General features: G+C 61.0%; 17 protein-coding genes. 9 read left to right on the top strand and 8 right to left on the bottom strand.

Annotation, left to right across the window (positions count from 1 at the left end; genetic code table 11):
* Window position 1 precedes the first annotated feature (1 nt).
* The 3 genes from QD409_RS15755 (at window position 2) to QD409_RS15745 (ending at window position 1958) form a co-directional block, all read left to right on the top strand.
* Window positions 2-289: a hypothetical protein gene (locus QD409_RS15755; protein ID WP_430763054.1), complete on the top strand. Its 288-nt coding sequence runs from the start codon at window positions 2-4 to the stop codon at window positions 287-289.
* Window positions 290-427: 138 nt separating this feature from the next.
* The gene (locus QD409_RS15750; RefSeq protein WP_092850761.1) at window positions 428-1246 is read left to right on the top strand and encodes a glycosyltransferase family 25 protein; all 819 of its coding nucleotides are present in this window, start codon (window positions 428-430) and stop codon (window positions 1244-1246) included.
* A 10-nt stretch (window positions 1247-1256) separates the two neighbouring features.
* On the top strand, window positions 1257-1958 hold the full coding sequence (locus tag QD409_RS15745; protein ID WP_092850752.1) for a polysaccharide deacetylase family protein: 702 nt from the start codon (window positions 1257-1259) through the stop codon (window positions 1956-1958).
* A gap of 72 nt (window positions 1959-2030) precedes the next feature.
* Here the strand turns inward: QD409_RS15745 and copC are convergent, their stop codons facing one another.
* The 5 genes from copC to QD409_RS15720 all read right to left on the bottom strand — a co-directional run bounded on the left by copC (window position 2031) and on the right by QD409_RS15720 (window position 5756).
* The gene (gene copC / locus QD409_RS15740; RefSeq protein WP_092850749.1) at window positions 2031-2399 is read right to left on the bottom strand and encodes a copper homeostasis periplasmic binding protein CopC; all 369 of its coding nucleotides are present in this window, start codon (window positions 2397-2399) and stop codon (window positions 2031-2033) included.
* Window positions 2400-2523: 124 nt separating this feature from the next.
* Complete coding sequence (locus tag QD409_RS15735; protein WP_092850746.1) at window positions 2524-3117, bottom strand: SCO family protein; 594 nt, start codon at window positions 3115-3117, stop codon at window positions 2524-2526.
* 49 nt (window positions 3118-3166) lie between these two features.
* Window positions 3167-3664, bottom strand: coding sequence for a copper chaperone PCu(A)C (locus QD409_RS15730; protein WP_430763053.1), 498 nt, complete (start codon window positions 3662-3664; stop codon window positions 3167-3169).
* Window positions 3665-3720: 56 nt separating this feature from the next.
* Entirely contained in the window at window positions 3721-5088 is a 1368-nt protein-coding gene (locus tag QD409_RS15725; protein WP_092850738.1) for a PepSY-associated TM helix domain-containing protein, read from the bottom strand.
* A gap of 251 nt (window positions 5089-5339) precedes the next feature.
* The gene (locus QD409_RS15720; protein WP_430763061.1) at window positions 5340-5756 is read right to left on the bottom strand and encodes a hypothetical protein; all 417 of its coding nucleotides are present in this window, start codon (window positions 5754-5756) and stop codon (window positions 5340-5342) included.
* 204 nt (window positions 5757-5960) lie between these two features.
* On the opposite strand from QD409_RS15720, the gene QD409_RS15715 reads away from it, so the two are divergent.
* The 4 genes from QD409_RS15715 to QD409_RS15700 all read left to right on the top strand — a co-directional run bounded on the left by QD409_RS15715 (window position 5961) and on the right by QD409_RS15700 (window position 10789).
* Window positions 5961-7223 (top strand): flavin monoamine oxidase family protein, encoded by a 1263-nt coding sequence (locus QD409_RS15715; protein ID WP_430763052.1) that lies wholly within the window; start codon window positions 5961-5963, stop codon window positions 7221-7223.
* 190 nt (window positions 7224-7413) lie between these two features.
* Entirely contained in the window at window positions 7414-8511 is a 1098-nt protein-coding gene (locus QD409_RS15710; protein ID WP_092850721.1) for a branched-chain amino acid aminotransferase, read from the top strand.
* 133 nt (window positions 8512-8644) lie between these two features.
* Complete coding sequence (locus tag QD409_RS15705) at window positions 8645-9568, top strand: NAD(P)-dependent oxidoreductase (RefSeq protein ID WP_092850718.1); 924 nt, start codon at window positions 8645-8647, stop codon at window positions 9566-9568.
* A 168-nt stretch (window positions 9569-9736) separates the two neighbouring features.
* Window positions 9737-10789 carry an NAD(P)H-dependent flavin oxidoreductase gene (locus tag QD409_RS15700; RefSeq protein WP_167667993.1) on the top strand — a complete coding sequence of 351 codons (1053 nt, stop codon included), beginning with the start codon at window positions 9737-9739 and terminating at the stop codon, window positions 10787-10789.
* Window positions 10790-10870: 81 nt separating this feature from the next.
* On the opposite strand, the gene QD409_RS15695 is transcribed toward QD409_RS15700, so the two are convergent.
* From QD409_RS15695 to QD409_RS15685, 3 genes are all read right to left on the bottom strand, one after another.
* Window positions 10871-11122 carry a DUF2312 domain-containing protein gene (locus QD409_RS15695; RefSeq protein ID WP_004117455.1) on the bottom strand — a complete coding sequence of 84 codons (252 nt, stop codon included), beginning with the start codon at window positions 11120-11122 and terminating at the stop codon, window positions 10871-10873.
* A gap of 172 nt (window positions 11123-11294) precedes the next feature.
* Window positions 11295-11600 (bottom strand): DUF1244 domain-containing protein, encoded by a 306-nt coding sequence (locus QD409_RS15690; RefSeq protein ID WP_092850712.1) that lies wholly within the window; start codon window positions 11598-11600, stop codon window positions 11295-11297.
* 28 nt (window positions 11601-11628) lie between these two features.
* Entirely contained in the window at window positions 11629-12423 is a 795-nt protein-coding gene (locus tag QD409_RS15685) for an N-formylglutamate amidohydrolase (RefSeq protein WP_092850710.1), read from the bottom strand.
* A 204-nt stretch (window positions 12424-12627) separates the two neighbouring features.
* Here QD409_RS15685 and QD409_RS15680 point away from each other — a divergent pair, with 204 nt between their 5' ends.
* Entirely contained in the window at window positions 12628-13116 is a 489-nt protein-coding gene (locus QD409_RS15680) for a DUF1036 domain-containing protein (RefSeq protein WP_092850707.1), read from the top strand.
* Window positions 13116-14555: a pyruvate kinase gene (pyk, locus tag QD409_RS15675; RefSeq protein ID WP_092850704.1), complete on the top strand. Its 1440-nt coding sequence runs from the start codon at window positions 13116-13118 to the stop codon at window positions 14553-14555. Before QD409_RS15680 ends, pyk begins: the two co-directional genes overlap by 1 nt.
* Window positions 14556-14673 lie beyond the last annotated feature (118 nt).

Here is a 14673-nt window from a genome sequence, read left to right as displayed (position 1 = left end):
AATGATCAAGCTGGCCGGCATTGCGGGCAAGGAAGTCCGAATCACGCCGCCGCAGTTCTATATCGATGGCTGCGCGGAACTTGGGGTCGCCGAGTGCCAGATGCGTCGGGCTGCTCCGAGCGCCAGCTTCTTCGGCATTCGATACATGCTTTCGATACTTTCCGCCCGCGAATGGGAGGTGAAATTGTGCGGTTTCAGTTGGGAAGGGTGGAAGCGCCATTCTCTGCTGAACGAACGCCGTTGGGTCGAAGACAAAATGACGAGCGGTCGAATCAGTATACTTGTTTGACTGTCGCCAATAGATCTGCGTTAAGCTGTGTGTAGTATGGCTGGACATCGCGGTTTTCAGTTTTGGCTCATTTTTACCTAAGCCCGCCTTCATTCACGATTGCTAGAGCCTGCCTTTACAACATCGGGATATTATTTGATGCAGAATCGCGGATTAAACCCGTCTTCGGTGATACCGCTTGAAAGATCACGTGCGGGATTCGGATTCGATCATGTGTCGGAGCCGGGCCAACCGGTCATCCGTGGCTTCGTCGTCCATCTGGATCGCGCTCGCGACCGCATGCCGCAGGTCGAAAGACTGATGGCGCGCCTTCCGGTTCCCAGCGAAATCGTCGAAGCGGTCGACGGCCGTAGCTTGAGCAAGGCAGAGATAGATGGGGTGTATCGCCGCCGGCTTCACGCGCCGTCCTATCCCTTCGAGATGAGCACCGGCGAGATCGCCTGCTTCCTGTCGCACCGCAAGGCTTGGGCAGCCATTGTCGAACAGGGGATCGATGCGGGCCTCATATTCGAAGACGATGTCGAGATCGACGATTTGTTCCCTGCGGCCTTTGCGGCTGCCAAGGCCTGCCTTGCGCCCGGCGCCTTCATTCGCTTTCCCTTCCGTATGGGCAAGGAAGATGGCAAGTGCGTCTTGACGCAGGACAAGACCGACGTCATTCGGCCGACCCGCGTCGGCCTTGGTATGGTGGCGCAGCTTGTAAGCCGCGATGCCGCCATCCGTCTGCTGGAAGTAACCGCCGTTTTCGACCGTCCGGTCGATACGACCGTGCAGATGCGCTGGCTCACGCAGGTTTCACCGCTCTCCGTCCTGCCTGGTGGCGTGCATGAAATCTCCTCGCGGCTCGGCGGCAGCACCATCAAGAGCCGGCGGACATTGATGGAAAGGCTTTCCAGAGAGGTGTTGCGGCCGCTATATCGTGCAAGAATTGCACTGCGCTCGCGCAACCCCATCTGAGACGATCAACTTGGCCGTTCCAATCCTCGCATACCATCAGATTGCCGTGCCGCCTTCCGGCAAGGCACCGTTCAGAAGCATGGTCGTCCATCCGGAGGCTTTCCGTCGCCAGATGGAATGGCTGAAAAGGCTTGGAATTAAGGGCCTGTCGCTGCGCGAGGCGCTGCCCTACATCGCCGGGGAGAAGGCCGGCAAGGTTGCCGCCATCACCTTCGACGACAGCTATCTCAATGTCTATGAGAATGCGCTGCCTGTGCTGCAGGAGTTCGGCTTCACCGCGACGAACTTCGTGGTCGCGAATCAGATCGGCGGGAGCAATGTCTGGGACGTCCCGCTGGGCGTGGCGCCTGCGGCGTGCATGTCGGTCGAGCAATTGCGCCGCTGGAGCAGCTTTGGGCACGAGATCGGCTCGCACACGCTTGACCATGTTCACTTGCCGCAATTGTCGCAGACGGAGGCACGCCGCCAGATCTCTGATTCCCGCGGCCTGCTCGAGAATTTGCTTGGCGTCGACGTTTCGTCCTTTTGCTTTCCCTATGGCGATGAAACCCAGGTGGATCGAAAGCTGACCTATGAGGCCGGTTATAGTGCCGCGACCACGACAAAGCGCGGAAGGGCACGGCCGCAGGACGATCTGTTCGGCTTGCCGCGGGCGACCGTTCGGCGCAACGACAGTTGGCTGCACTTCGTCAGGAAATGCGTATTCGGATAGTCGGCGGCATCGACCGTACTCTATCCGGCGAATGTTGCCGGAGCGGCCATCAGCCGCCCCGGACGTGTCCGGTCAGGGGGCAACGGTGAAGCTGTAGCTGCCGTTGGTCTTATGACCATCGGTTGAGAGCACGTGCCACTCGACCGTATATTTGCCGGGCGCGAGCGTGTCGCTCAGGGGCACCATCAGCGTCTTGTCGCCATCCATCAGCATGGAAGCGCCTGTTTTCACGGTCTTCCTGTCCGGGCTGGTAACGGTCACGCCGCTGAACTTCGGATTGAGGCCCTCGCTGAAGGTGAGATCCAGTTCAGACGGTGCCTGCTTGATGGTGCTGTCGGCTGCAGGGGTGGAGGACTTGAGGTGAGCGTGCGCAAAGGCCTGACCGGTCAGGGCCATGCAGGCCGCAAGGGTAGCAAACAGCAGCTTCTTCATTCGAGGCATGTCAGTCTTCCTTTCGGGTTGAGGCGCCGCAGGGGGCTGCGCCAAGTCTGGTGGCGACTGATGTCGCCGGGAATATCGTGTCTGGATCTTGGCCGACACGACCTATGCGGACGACCGGGGCCGGTCATTTCAGAAGATTGCGAATCTTTTGCAGTGCGACGGCATTGTCTTCGCCATAGGCGATCAGCCCGCGCAGATTGCCGCCCGCATCGACGAGAAGGACAGAGGCGGTGTGATCCATGGTGTATTCGCCGTCGGGTGAAGGGACTTTCTTGGCATAGATGCGCCAACCCTTCACGGCCTTTTGCATTTCAGCGGCGTCGCCGGTAACGCCGACGATGCGATCGGTGAAATTGCCCGTGTATTTATGCATGACCTCCGGCGTGTCGCGTTCGAGATCGACGGAAAAGAAATAGGCTTTCAGCCGGTCCGCTTCCGGGCCGAGCGTCTTGAGCCAGCCGGCCATCTCGAACAGTGTCGTAGGGCAGACATCGGGGCAATGGGTATAGCCGAAGTAGATCAGCGACGGATGGCCCTTAAGCGCCTGTTCGGTGATGGGCTGGCCCCGGTCGTCGATCAGATTGAACGGTCCACCCATCTGGTTCCCGGCAGCCGTCGCCGGAGGAATGAGGCTCCAGGTGAAATAAGCGATCAGGCCGCAGACGCTAAGCAGGAAGATCGTCAGGATCGCGGGGATCGACCATTCGCTGGTGAACATAGGCTTCTCCTGTTTGCCCCGAAGAGAGACGCGGCTGGCGCTGCGCCGTTCATTCAGCTGCGTTGGCATGTTTGCCTCCATTATCAGCCCTGCTGGCGACCGCCGAACCCACGGGGAAATCGACATCGATCGAGCCGGCCTTTTCGAAGGTCAATCTTGCTCTGATCGTCTCTCCCTGTTTGAACGGATCGACGACCTCCATGAACATGAGGTGATAGCTGCCCGGCTTCAGCTGGACGGTTTTGCCGGCGGGCAGCGGCAGGCCGCCGGCGAGCTGGCGCATGACCATGACGTCGTTGTCCATCTTCATTTCATGGACTTCCACCTTCCCGGCCCTCGAGGAGCTGGCTGCGATCAGCCGATCGTCGGTCTTGCCGGTATTGGTGATCGTCAGATAGCCGCCGCCGACTTCGGCGCCCGGCACCATGGCGCGCGCATAGGATGCGGCGATCTTGAGATTTCCGACTGTGACGTCGCCGGCGAAAGCCAGCCCGGGAGTGGCAACGCAGAGGCTGACGGCAATGAGGGAGCTGATAAATCGGTTCATGATCGGTTTCCTCCGGGGATCTGGGTGCTGCGCGGCAGATGCTGCCGCGCAGCCTTTCATGAGAAGAACCGCTTCAGCGGCGGCACGAAACGAAGGATGGTTTGATCGACCAGCAGCATCACGACGATGGCGAGGCCGGTCAGCGGAAAGGCGGCGCCGAAGACGATCGCGATCAGCCACAGGCCGATATAGACGGACTTTTGCGGCGGCATGGGCGGCACGCCGAGACGACCGGCAGGCCGGCGCTTCCACCACATCATGACTGCCGTGATGCAGCTGAGGATGATGGCAATGCAGGTCGCCAGCATCAGCAGCTGATTGAAGAGACCCCACTCCTGCCCCTGGTGGACGTTGATGCCCCATTCGATTGCCTTGCCGAGCGCCGGATATTGATCGAAGGAGAGATCGACGAGCGGCTTGCCGGAGTATTGATCGATATGGACGGTACGCTCCTTCGAGAGATCGGCGGGGAAGATCGAGGTGGTGAAGACGCCCGTTTCGCCGGCAGGAAGAGCGACGCTGAAGCCCGGAGCTAAGCCCAGCCCTCTGGCGATCTCGACGGCCTTGTCCAACCCGATCGGCTTCGATGTCGTTGCCGCATCGGAAAGCGGCACGGGCGCATTCTCGACGATCCAGCCGGGCCGATTGACGATATCCTGCGTGACTTTGGTGGATTTAGGCACTTCGTCCCAGAGGGCCGCGGGATAGCCGAGATCGTTTGAGGTCAGCCACGCATTGACGTTGGCGCCCCAGTAGCCCGACCAGGGCATGCCGCTGAAGGCGAGGAAGAAGATGACGATGCCCGCGACGGCGCCGGTCACGGCATGAAGATCGCGCCAGAAGACGCGGCGCGCAGGCGCACCCCGCACCGTGAACACGCCGCCCGTCTGGCGTCTTGGCCACCAGAGATAGATGCCGGTTACGACCAGCATCAGCGCGAAGCCGCCGACGATCTCGATGATACGGTTGGTCCATGTCCCGAAATATTCGAGACTATGGATGCGTTTGACGACCCAGCTGAATTCCTGCTTCGAGCCGACTGAGCCGAGCACGTCGCCATTGTGCGGATTGACGTAGACCAGCGTCGATTGGCCGGCTTTCGACACCGTCACGACAGCGGATCGATCTCCGGCGGCGGCCTCCCGGTAGGACGTCGCCTTGGCGCCCGGCATTGCCGCAAGCGCCGCGTCGACGATCTTCTGCGGGGGGAGCATTGCGCCGGTATCGGCGACGATGTGACGATGGGCATAGAAGGTGTCGGCGATCTGGTCCTTGAAAAGATAGATGGACCCGGTGATCGCCAGATTGAGCAGGAAGGGAATGACGAGCAGGCCGGCGAAGAAATGCCAGCGCCAGATCGCTCGGTAGAGCGAGATATTATCGGCTGAGACGGCACTTGGCTCGGTCGCAGTGAAGGCAGACATGGGGGACTTCCCGAAGATGCGGCGGTGCGGAATGATCCAATTTGCAAGAGGGATGCCTGTCTGCGGGAGAGATACGACCGATCCGGTCGCGGCCCGTGCCGATGTTGCCTGCGGAGCGGCTATAGCCGATCCGTCTGAGCTTCGTGACATCGGCAGGAAGGCACTTTACCCGCAGCCGGCACGATCAGCTCTCGTGCATGGTCTGGCCACCGTTGACGACAAGCGTCACGGCGCGGGCCGGGACGCAGGGTTCAGGCAAAGCTTCGGAGGGCGGGGGGAGCGCGCGGGCCGCTGTTTGGCGGATAGAGCTGCCGACGGAATGCCTCGCTTTTGGCAACGACGACATCTTCACGCACAAAAGCGAGATGCTCGCAAGTGTCGGTCGGCGGGGTAGGGAGCAGGGCGGCGGCGGAAATGCGGCATGCTTCGCATCCCGGCATATAGGCTTTGCTGTGCTCCTGACCGTCAGGCGTCCTTTCGGTGACGCAGATGACCGGCAGGGTTCCATCGGGCAGACGATACTGGGCGAGTTCGAAGGGGGGCGGTTCAGCCGCGATCGAAACGGCTGGGCGGTGGGCAAAACCGACGGACAGCAATGCGACGGCGCAAAGAATGCGCACCAGCCACTGCGTTGTCCCAAAGGTTCGCTTCCGCACGTTTGCCCCCATTATTGTCCAAAGCACCTACGACATTCGTCGCCGTAGCTCAATGCGGCAATTTGGTATGCCGCGCTGTGGTGCCCGTTTACACGCCGCGCGAAGGTCAGCTACAGATTGGTCGGCATGTCTGGATTGACGGTTCAGCGGGGTTTTGGGTCGTTCATCATCCTGCAGCCGCTTTGCCTTCAGGTGCCTGTGCGAAAAGGAAATGGAATGCCCATCGAATCCTGGAGGGGCGGCGATGTCGACATCGCCGTGATCGGCGCCGGTGCTGCCGGTGTGGGCACTGCCCGGCAGCTGCAAGTGCTTCGGCCCGACCTTTCGATCGTGCTGCTTGAAGCATCCGATCGCGTCGGCGGGCGGGCTCGAACGATCCATCCTTTCGGTGCCGATGGAGCCGCGGTTGACCTCGGCTGTGGCTGGCTGCACGGAGCGAGCACCAATCCCTGGACAAAAATCACAGAGGAGATCGGCCTGACGGTCGATCGCACGCCCGCTCCCTGGAGCGACGGCGGCCGGCAGCTCGAGCGTGGCGATCCCGCCACAAAGGCTGCTGCGGCGGCTGTGGGCGAATTTTTCGAGCGGGTCGATGCCTATGAGGGCGTTGCTGACGCCGATCTGTCGACCATGCTGGTGCCTGGCGCTCCCTGGAACGAGCGGATTTATGCAGTCGGCGCATTCATGACCGGGGCGGAGTTGCCGAAGTCTTCGGTGATCGATCTTGGCCGCTATGATCCCGGGCCAGGTCCCGACTGGCGCGTGCGGCAGGGGTACGGCACGCTTGTTGCCAGCTATGGTTTGCCGGTGCCGACCATTCTCGGCGCAGAAGTCAGCCGGATTGATCATAGCGGCGGCGATCATATTGTGCTGTCGACGAGCAAGGGCGAGCTGAAGGCGAAGGCTGTTGTCGTGGCTGTCTCCACCAATGTCCTTGCCGCCGAGCGGGTCGCTTTCTGGCCGCCGCTGCCGGAAAAGATAGAGGCGGCTTCGCGTCTGCCTCTCGGATTGGCAAACAAGCTTTTCATCCGTGTGTCCGAGCCCGGCATGTTCCCCGAGGACACGCATGTCATGGGGTCGCGGCAGGATCGCCGCACCGGCGCCTATCAGCTGAGGCCGTTCGGTGCGCCCGTCATAGAGGCTTATTTTGCCGGCGATCTTGCGCTCGATCTCGAACGGCAGGGCATGGAAGCAGCCTTCGATTTCTCCGTGGAGCAGTTGAAGCGTGTCTTCGGTTCGGATGTTGGCGCGAAACTATCGCCTCTCGTCATGTCTTCCTGGGCGAGCGAGCCCTTCGTCGGCGGTTCCTATTCCTATGCTACCCCCGGCGCCTCCGACCTGCGCGGCGTGCTGGCTGCGCCCTGTAACGATCGTCTGTTCTTTGCCGGGGAGGCTTGCTCGCAGACACGATATTCGACGGCGCATGGTGCCTATGAAAGCGGGGTCGTTGCGGCCGAGGCGGTCGCGAAGGCGCTGTGATCCTGAGTTGATGGAGAGTGCCGTGCGCTTCCGCGTGAAAATAACGATTCCGCTCGAAAATTTACGCAAAGCGCTCTTAAACTTGCGCGGCAACAGGCGTAAACGCAATCAAATACCACCCGATTTGGTTTAAACCTTCCTTCGGGAGACGGGCGGCTTAAGCCGCGACAAATGAAGCATTGGAGGAGCCATGAGTAACGGTGACGCACTGACGTTCGACATCGAAAAGAATTCGAAACCCGCAACGGCCAGCGAGCGGGAAACCCTGCTGCAGAACCCGGGCTTCGGCCGGATATTCACCGATCACATGGTGACGATCCGCTATTCGCAGGACCGCGGCTGGCATGGCGCTAAGATTGAGGCGCGCAAGGCGCTGGCTCTCGATCCGGCGACCGTGGTGCTTCATTATGCGCAGGAAATCTTCGAAGGCATGAAAGCCTACCACCTGCCTGACGGCGGGGCGGCGCTCTTCCGCCCGAGCGCCAACGCGCAGCGTTTCCACAACTCAGCCGAGCGGCTGGCCATGCCGCCACTGCCGGAAAGGCTCTTCGTCGAGTCCGTCCGTGAACTGGTCAAGATCGATCGCGAGTGGATTCCGACCGCCGAGGGCGCGTCGCTCTATCTGCGTCCCTTCATGATCGGTTCGGAATCCGCGCTCGGCACGCGGCCCGCGACCGACTACCTTTTCTGTGTCATTGCCTCTCCCGTCGCCTCCTACTTCAAGGGTGGCGCATCGGCTGTCACGCTTTGGGTTTCCGAAAACTACACGCGCGCAGCCCCCGGCGGCACCGGTGCTGCCAAGTGCGGCGGCAACTACGCTGCGAGCCTTTCCGCGCTCGCCGAAGGCCAGCGGGAAGGCTGCGATCAGGTCGTCTTCCTCGATGCCGTCGAAAAGCGCTGGATCGAAGAGCTTGGCGGCATGAACATCTTCTTCGTCTTCGACGACGGCTCGCTGCAGACGCCGCCGCTGACGGGCACGATCCTGCCGGGCATCACCCGCGACTCGCTGATCAAGCTCGGACGCGACATGGGCCTGACCGTTCGCGAGGAGCCCTATTCGATCGAGCAGTGGCAGGCTGACGCCCAGAGCGGACGTCTGCGCGAAGCCTTTGCCTGCGGCACGGCTGCAGTCGTGACGCCGATCGGCAAGGTCAAGGGCCGCAAGCACAACTTCACGATCGGCGACGGCAATGCCGGGGCTACCACGCTCCGCCTGAAGGCCGCGCTGACCGATATCCAGTTCGGCCGCGCGCCGGACAAGAATGAGTGGCTCGACCGCCTGTTCTGAGCGGAAAGCCGCTTGATCCGCGTCAGGCTCTGACCGGATCGTGATCGATATCCGGCGGGAAAGGCAATGAGCTCTTCCGCCGGGCTCTGACATCTGAGATCGCATCGTCACCCGAAAAATCGGAGTTGTCTTGATGACCAAGGTCAGCGAACGTCCCGGCGTCGAGCCGGGCGAGGAGATCGGTTTTGTCGGTCTCGGCGTCATGGGCCAGCCGATGGCCCTCAATCTCGCGAAAGCAGGCACGAAACTCGTCGTTTGGAACCGTTCGCCGGAAGCGGCCGATCCGCTGCGCGAGGCCGGCGCCGCTGTGGCGGCAAGCATCGAGGAAGTGTTCGAGCGCGCGCGCATCGTCATCCTGATGCTTGTCAACGAAACCGCGCTGGATACGGTGCTGCAGCGCGGGACAGCGAGCTTTGCCAAGCTGGTCGCGGGGCACATCGTCGTTTCGATGGGATCCAATCCGCCCGACTATTCGCGCGAGCTTGCCGCCGACATCGTTGCTGCGCGCGGGCGTTATGTCGAGGCTCCGGTTTCGGGCTCGAGGAAGCCGGCAGAGACGGCACAGCTTGTTGCTTTGCTTGGCGGCGATGAGGAGACGGTTGCCGAGGTGCGGCCGGTGCTTGCGCGCATGTGCCGCGAAACGATCCTGTGCGGTCCGGTCGGCAACGCGCTGCTGATGAAGCTCACCGTCAATCTCTATCTGTGCACGATGCTAGCGGGGCTCGCCGAGGCGGCGCATTTTGCCGAGCGGAACGGGCTCGATCTTGCGACGTTCCAGGCGGCGATCGACTCCGGGCCGATGGCCAGCGATCTGGCGCGCGTGAAAATTCCGAAGCTCATCGCCCGGGATTTTTCAGTGCAAGCGGCAACCGCCGACGCGTTCAACAGCACCAATCTGATCGCGCAGGCGGCGCGCGCCGCCGGTATGGCGTCGCCGATCCTCGATCTCTGCCGCACTCTCTATGGGGAGAGCGTCGAACTCGGCAATGGCCGGCTCGACATGATGTCGGTGGTTGCAGCCATTGAGGCCCGCACCGCGGCGCTTGGTCGCTCTTAGGTCGGTTCGGCGCCTCGCGAAATTTCTAACCCATTCTATCTATTAGGTTTTACGAAATTCCAGGCGGAAAACCGCTAGGCGTTTTTCTTGGAATTGTTCTGGCAAACCACCCTGCAATGCCTATGTTGGATTGAGATCTAAACAGACATTCCTGAAAGGAAAACGGACATGTCTGCCCCTATGGACAGTAATCTCTTTCAACAACTTGGTCTGAAGCATCCGTTGATCGTCGCGCCGATGGCCGGCGGTCCCTCATCCGTGGACCTCGTAGCGGCTGCTTCTGCCGCGGGCGCGCTCGGCGCCATGGGCGGCGCCTATTCGAATGCTGCGGCGATCGAAGCCTTCGCGGCCCAGGTGCGCCAGCGAACCGACAAGCCGTTTTCGATCAATCTCTTCATTCCGCACTTGATCCCGGAGGTTGCGGCCGATCGGGTTGAGCGTGCAGTCGAGGCGACCGCGCGATATCGCCGGGAATTGGAAGTGCCTTCGCCGCAGCTTAGCCCTCCCTATGAAGAGGATTTCGACGCGCAGTTCGAGGCTGTGCTGCGCGTCAAGCCGGCCTGCTTCAGCTTCGTCTTCGGTTTGCTGGCCGCCGATCACGTAAGTGAGGCAAAGAAGGCCGGTATTCCGCTGATCGGTACGGCGACGACGCTTGATGAGGCAAGGGCGCTGGAAGAGAGCGGCGTGGATGCGGTGACGCTGCAGGGTTTCGAAGCTGGCGGCCATCGCGGCATTTTCGGTGCCAAGGCGGCCGATCCGGAAATCGGCATTCGCGATCTCCTGGCGCAATGCGTCGGCACCATCCGTGTGCCGCTGATCGCAGCCGGCGGCATCATGACGGGTCGTGATATTCGGGCGGCGCTGCAAGCGGGCGCGCAGGCCGTCCAGATGGGCACGGCCTTCCTTGCTTGCATCGAGGCCGGAACATCGGCTCCCTATCGCAAGAAGCTTCTCGAAACGCCGGAACGCAGGACGCGGACGACGCGCGTCTTTTCGGGCCGTTTTGCACGCGGCATCGAAAATCGCTTCATGATCGAGATGGACGGGAAGCCGGATGCCATTCTGCCTTTTCCGGCGCAAAACAAATTTACGCGCGATATGCGCGGCGCATCGACGACGAAGGGATCGGCAGATTTCCTGTCTCTGTGGTCGGGAACCGGCAAGGGCGAACTCTGGCAGGGCAGCGCTGCCGATTTGATCGGCCGCCTGTTTGCGGAGTGAGCTTTCACCGGCTCCATGCCAAAAAGAAAGGAGCCGGCAAGCCGGCTCCCGATCGTCTCACAAGGCTGTTGAGAGCCTCGATTATTCCATGCCGAGTGCGGCCATGTAGGTCTGAAGGATGGATTCTTCTTCCAGGCGCTCATTCGCGTCCTTCTTGCGAAGGCGGATGATGGTGCGGATCGCCTTGGTATCGTAGCCGCGGCCCTTGGCCTCGCCCATCACGTCCTTGATGTCGGAGGCGATTGCGGCCTTTTCCTCTTCCAGACGCTCGATGCGCTCAATGAATTGACGCAGTTCCGCTGCCGCTACGTTCTCGACGCTATTTTCTTCCATGCACTTCTCCTAAAGGGTCTTAGAGTGTCGCTTGAAGCCGGTCGCAAATGGGATCGGTAGGTCAGCCGATGCTTCACTTCGCTTCAGGGCCTGCTCGGTATTTCGAATTCGATCGGGCAGTTGACGTGCCGCGAATGGCGCGCAAGGTCAAGCCGGATTGGTGAAGGGAACGTTAATCTTTCGGCTTGTTTTGCTCGAAAGAAGCTTTTTGCACAGGCGAGGCTTCTTTCTGATGCAGGTTCTTCCAATCCTCATAAGGCATGCCGTAGATCATCTCGCGCGACTCGTCCTTGCTGACGGGCAGGCCCGCCTCTTCGGCCGCTTCGCGATACCAGTTGGAAAGACAGTTGCGGCAGAAGCCGGCCAGGTTCATCAGGTCGATGTTCTGGACGTCGCTGCGTTCGCGCAAGTGCGCAACGAGGCGGCGGAACGCGGCGGCCTCAAGCTCGGTCTCTTGTTCCTTGGTAAGTGCGGTCATCTCTTTTCTCCTCGACTCGCTCGCCGCGTCACGCCTCGTAAGGACCGGTGCGCGAAGGATAGCGTTTGTATTCGTGCAATGCCGGATCGGCATTGATCTCGGCGAAGATCGGTGCCAGCCGGTCGGCCCATTCGATAACCTCGGCCTCGTCGCCGATCAGATCCTGTCGGACCTCCAGCAGCGCATGCGGAATGCCTTTCATCATGCAATGGCGGAACATGGTGTCGTTGCGCAAGGCACCGTCGTAGGGCTCGTTGTCGCCAATAACGAGATCGGTATCGGCGCCGAGCTTTGCAAGAAGCGGCACGACGGCGCGTTCGTCGCTGTCCCAAAGCACGCTTGCATGCCAGGGCCGGGGCACACTCTTCCATGCCGGCGTAAAGGAATGCATCGAGAATACCAGGGGTGCTTTGCCCGTTGCCTCGGCCACTGCGGAAATCGTCTCGTCGACCGCCTTGTGATAGGGGCGGTGGAAGGCATTGATGCGGTGGTTCCATTCTTCATCCGTGATCGGATGGTTGCCTGATATGATCGCGCCATCCGAGATCTTCATGATCAGGGTGGGGTCGTCCTCGCCGCGGTTCGGATCGATCAGCAGGCGGGAAAAACCGCCGAGCACGCCCGGCACGCCCAATCGTTCGCAGAGATGGCGGCACAGGCTTTCGATGCCGATGTCATAGGCGATGTGGCGGGAAAAAGCGGCTTCCGGCAAGCCGAGGTTGCCATAGCGCTCGGGCAGATGTCGCATGGCGTGGTCGCCGAGAATGACCATGCCTTTGTCACGATTGCCGGGTATGATTTCAAAAGGTCTGAAGTCGGTCATGCGGATTGTCGATTATTGAAATTTTCAACTCTTTGTTTGATTGCATGTGCGGATGGAAGGTGCAAGGTTTGCAGCTTCGATCGGATGAAGAGCGGCGCGTGGTGCCGTCAGCATCTCGTGAAGAAAATATAATCGATTAGAGTTGCGTTGACATTCATGGGATGGCGGCGCAAGAAGACGCAACAACGAATAACCGGGAGCCAATTGGAAGCCGTGTCCAGCCAAGTAGCGCCACGTTTCGTTAAGCGGTCAGGTCCGCTAGCCCGAATCGCGTTCCTCATTCTCGCTGCGGCAGCGCCGCTCTTCTTCTTGCCGAATGCCGCTCATGCCGATTTCCGAACTTGCAACGGTACGCAGAATCTCGTCGGTGTGGCGATAGGCTATCGCGCCAAGGAAGGCTGGGTGACGGAGGGCTGGTGGCAAATTCCGGCCAACACCTGCGCCACCTTGATCGAGGGGCCGCTCCAATCCCGCTATTATTATCTCTACGCAGAAGATGCGGCCCGCGGCGGCCGCTGGACCGGCGATGTCGAAATGTGCGTGGCGGAGAACGAATTCAAGATCCCAGGCGTGAAGGACTGCTACGCGCGCGGCTACCAGAAGATGGGATTCAAGGAATACGACACGGGGCGTCAGGCGAGCTGGATGGTTCAGCTCTCCGATACCCCGGGCAGCCAGGAAAGCCAGAATTGATGAAACGAAACCGAAAAGTCAAAATCCTCGCAACGCTCGGTCCGGCCTCTTCTTCCGAGGAAATGATCCAGAAGCTTCATGAGGCCGGGGCGGACCTGTTCCGCATCAACATGAGCCATGCCAGCCATGATGTGATGCGCACGCTGATTCAGCGTATCCGCGCCGTTGAAGCGCGCTGTGGTCGTCCGATCGGTATTCTCGCTGACTTGCAGGGTCCCAAGCTGCGCGTCGGCAAGTTTGCTGAAACCAAGGTCGATCTGAAGCCCGGCCAGACTTTCACGCTCGACAATCAGGATATCCCTGGCGATAACACGCGTGTCTACCTGCCGCATCCGGAAATTCTGGAATCGGTCCAGCCGGGCCACCGCCTGCTGATCGATGACGGCAAGCTCGCGCTCCGCGCCGAGAAGTGCGATGGCAAGAGCATCGTCACGACTGTTATTTCGGGCACGAAGATTTCGGACCGCAAGGGCGTCAGCCTGCCCGACACCCTGCTCGGCGTCGGCGCGTTGACGGATAAGGACCGCACCGACCTCGATGCCGTTCTCGCCACCAACGAAGTCGATTGGGTGGCGCTCTCCTTCATCCAGCGCCCGGAAGACTTGACGGAAGTTCGCAAGATCTCCCACGGCCGCGTGGGCCTGATGTCGAAGATCGAGAAGCCGCAGGCTGTCGAGCGCATCGAGGAAATCATCGAGCTTTCGGACGCTCTGATGGTGGCCCGTGGCGATCTTGGCGTGGAAATGCCGCTGGAAGCCGTTCCCGGCATTCAGAAGCAGCTGATCCGCGCCTGCCGCCGCTCCGGCAAGCCGGTTGTCGTCGCCACGCAGATGCTGGAATCGATGATCTCCGCGCCGGTTCCGACCCGCGCCGAAGTTTCCGATGTCGCAACCGCCGTCTTCGAAGGTGCCGATGCGGTCATGCTCTCGGCAGAATCCGCATCCGGCGACTATCCGATCGAAGCCGTTTCCATGATGGCTTCCATCGCCGGCACCATCGAGCGCGAGCCGCACTATCCGGGCATCATCTATGCCCAGCGCGCTCTGCCTGAAGCAACCGGCGCCGACGCGATCTCGCTCGCCGCCCGCCAGATCGCCGAAACGCTGAAGCTCGCCGCCATCGTCTGCTATACCTCATCCGGCACCACCGGCCTGCGCGCCTCGCGCGAACGTCCGCAGGTTCCGATCCTGGCGCTGTCGCCGATCATCCAGACGGCACGCCGCCTTTCCGTCGTCTGGGGCATGCACTGCGTCGTCACCCATGATGCAACCGACCTCGACGACATGGTCAACAATGCCTGCCGTATCGTTGCCGAGGAGGGCTTCGGCAAGCCGGGCGACCGCATCATCATTTCGGCCGGTGTTCCGCTCGGCACGCCGGGCGCTACCAACATGCTGCGCATTGCCTATATCGGTTCGGACGGCCAGTCCGGCGTGTAATTGCCGACATCTGATTGCGGCAGCACCCTGAAATATCTGAGACCCGCTGTCGAAAGACGGCGGGTTTTTTCTTGAAGCCGAGCGCCTGCGGGCACCCCAAGCAGGCGGATTGAGAAGG

Source organism: Rhizobium sp. BR 315 (genome assembly GCF_050577975.1).
Classification (GTDB): domain Bacteria; phylum Pseudomonadota; class Alphaproteobacteria; order Rhizobiales; family Rhizobiaceae; genus Rhizobium; species Rhizobium miluonense.
Note: the sequence above shows the minus strand (reverse complement) of the source record. Positions and strands in the feature narration are given on the sequence as shown.

Coding starts and splice junctions, on each gene's coding strand:
- QD409_RS15730 (WP_430763053.1), bottom strand. CDS start 3,664: ATGAACCGATTTATCAGCTCCCTCATTGCCGTCAGCCTCTGCGTTGCC.
- QD409_RS15705 (WP_092850718.1), top strand. CDS start 8,645: ATGACCAAGGTCAGCGAACGTCCCGGCGTCGAGCCGGGCGAGGAGATC.
- QD409_RS15695 (WP_004117455.1), bottom strand. CDS start 11,122: ATGGAAGAAAATAGCGTCGAGAACGTAGCGGCAGCGGAACTGCGTCAA.
- pyk (WP_092850704.1), top strand. CDS start 13,116: ATGAAACGAAACCGAAAAGTCAAAATCCTCGCAACGCTCGGTCCGGCC.
- QD409_RS15750 (WP_092850761.1), top strand. CDS start 428: ATGCAGAATCGCGGATTAAACCCGTCTTCGGTGATACCGCTTGAAAGA.
- QD409_RS15725 (WP_092850738.1), bottom strand. CDS start 5,088: ATGTCTGCCTTCACTGCGACCGAGCCAAGTGCCGTCTCAGCCGATAAT.
- QD409_RS15710 (WP_092850721.1), top strand. CDS start 7,414: ATGAGTAACGGTGACGCACTGACGTTCGACATCGAAAAGAATTCGAAA.
- copC (WP_092850749.1), bottom strand. CDS start 2,399: ATGCCTCGAATGAAGAAGCTGCTGTTTGCTACCCTTGCGGCCTGCATG.
- QD409_RS15690 (WP_092850712.1), bottom strand. CDS start 11,600: ATGACCGCACTTACCAAGGAACAAGAGACCGAGCTTGAGGCCGCCGCG.
- QD409_RS15715 (WP_430763052.1), top strand. CDS start 5,961: ATGCCCATCGAATCCTGGAGGGGCGGCGATGTCGACATCGCCGTGATC.
- QD409_RS15735 (WP_092850746.1), bottom strand. CDS start 3,117: ATGTTCACCAGCGAATGGTCGATCCCCGCGATCCTGACGATCTTCCTG.
- QD409_RS15685 (WP_092850710.1), bottom strand. CDS start 12,423: ATGACCGACTTCAGACCTTTTGAAATCATACCCGGCAATCGTGACAAA.
- QD409_RS15755 (WP_430763054.1), top strand. CDS start 2: ATGATCAAGCTGGCCGGCATTGCGGGCAAGGAAGTCCGAATCACGCCG.
- QD409_RS15720 (WP_430763061.1), bottom strand. CDS start 5,756: ATGGGGGCAAACGTGCGGAAGCGAACCTTTGGGACAACGCAGTGGCTG.
- QD409_RS15700 (WP_167667993.1), top strand. CDS start 9,737: ATGTCTGCCCCTATGGACAGTAATCTCTTTCAACAACTTGGTCTGAAG.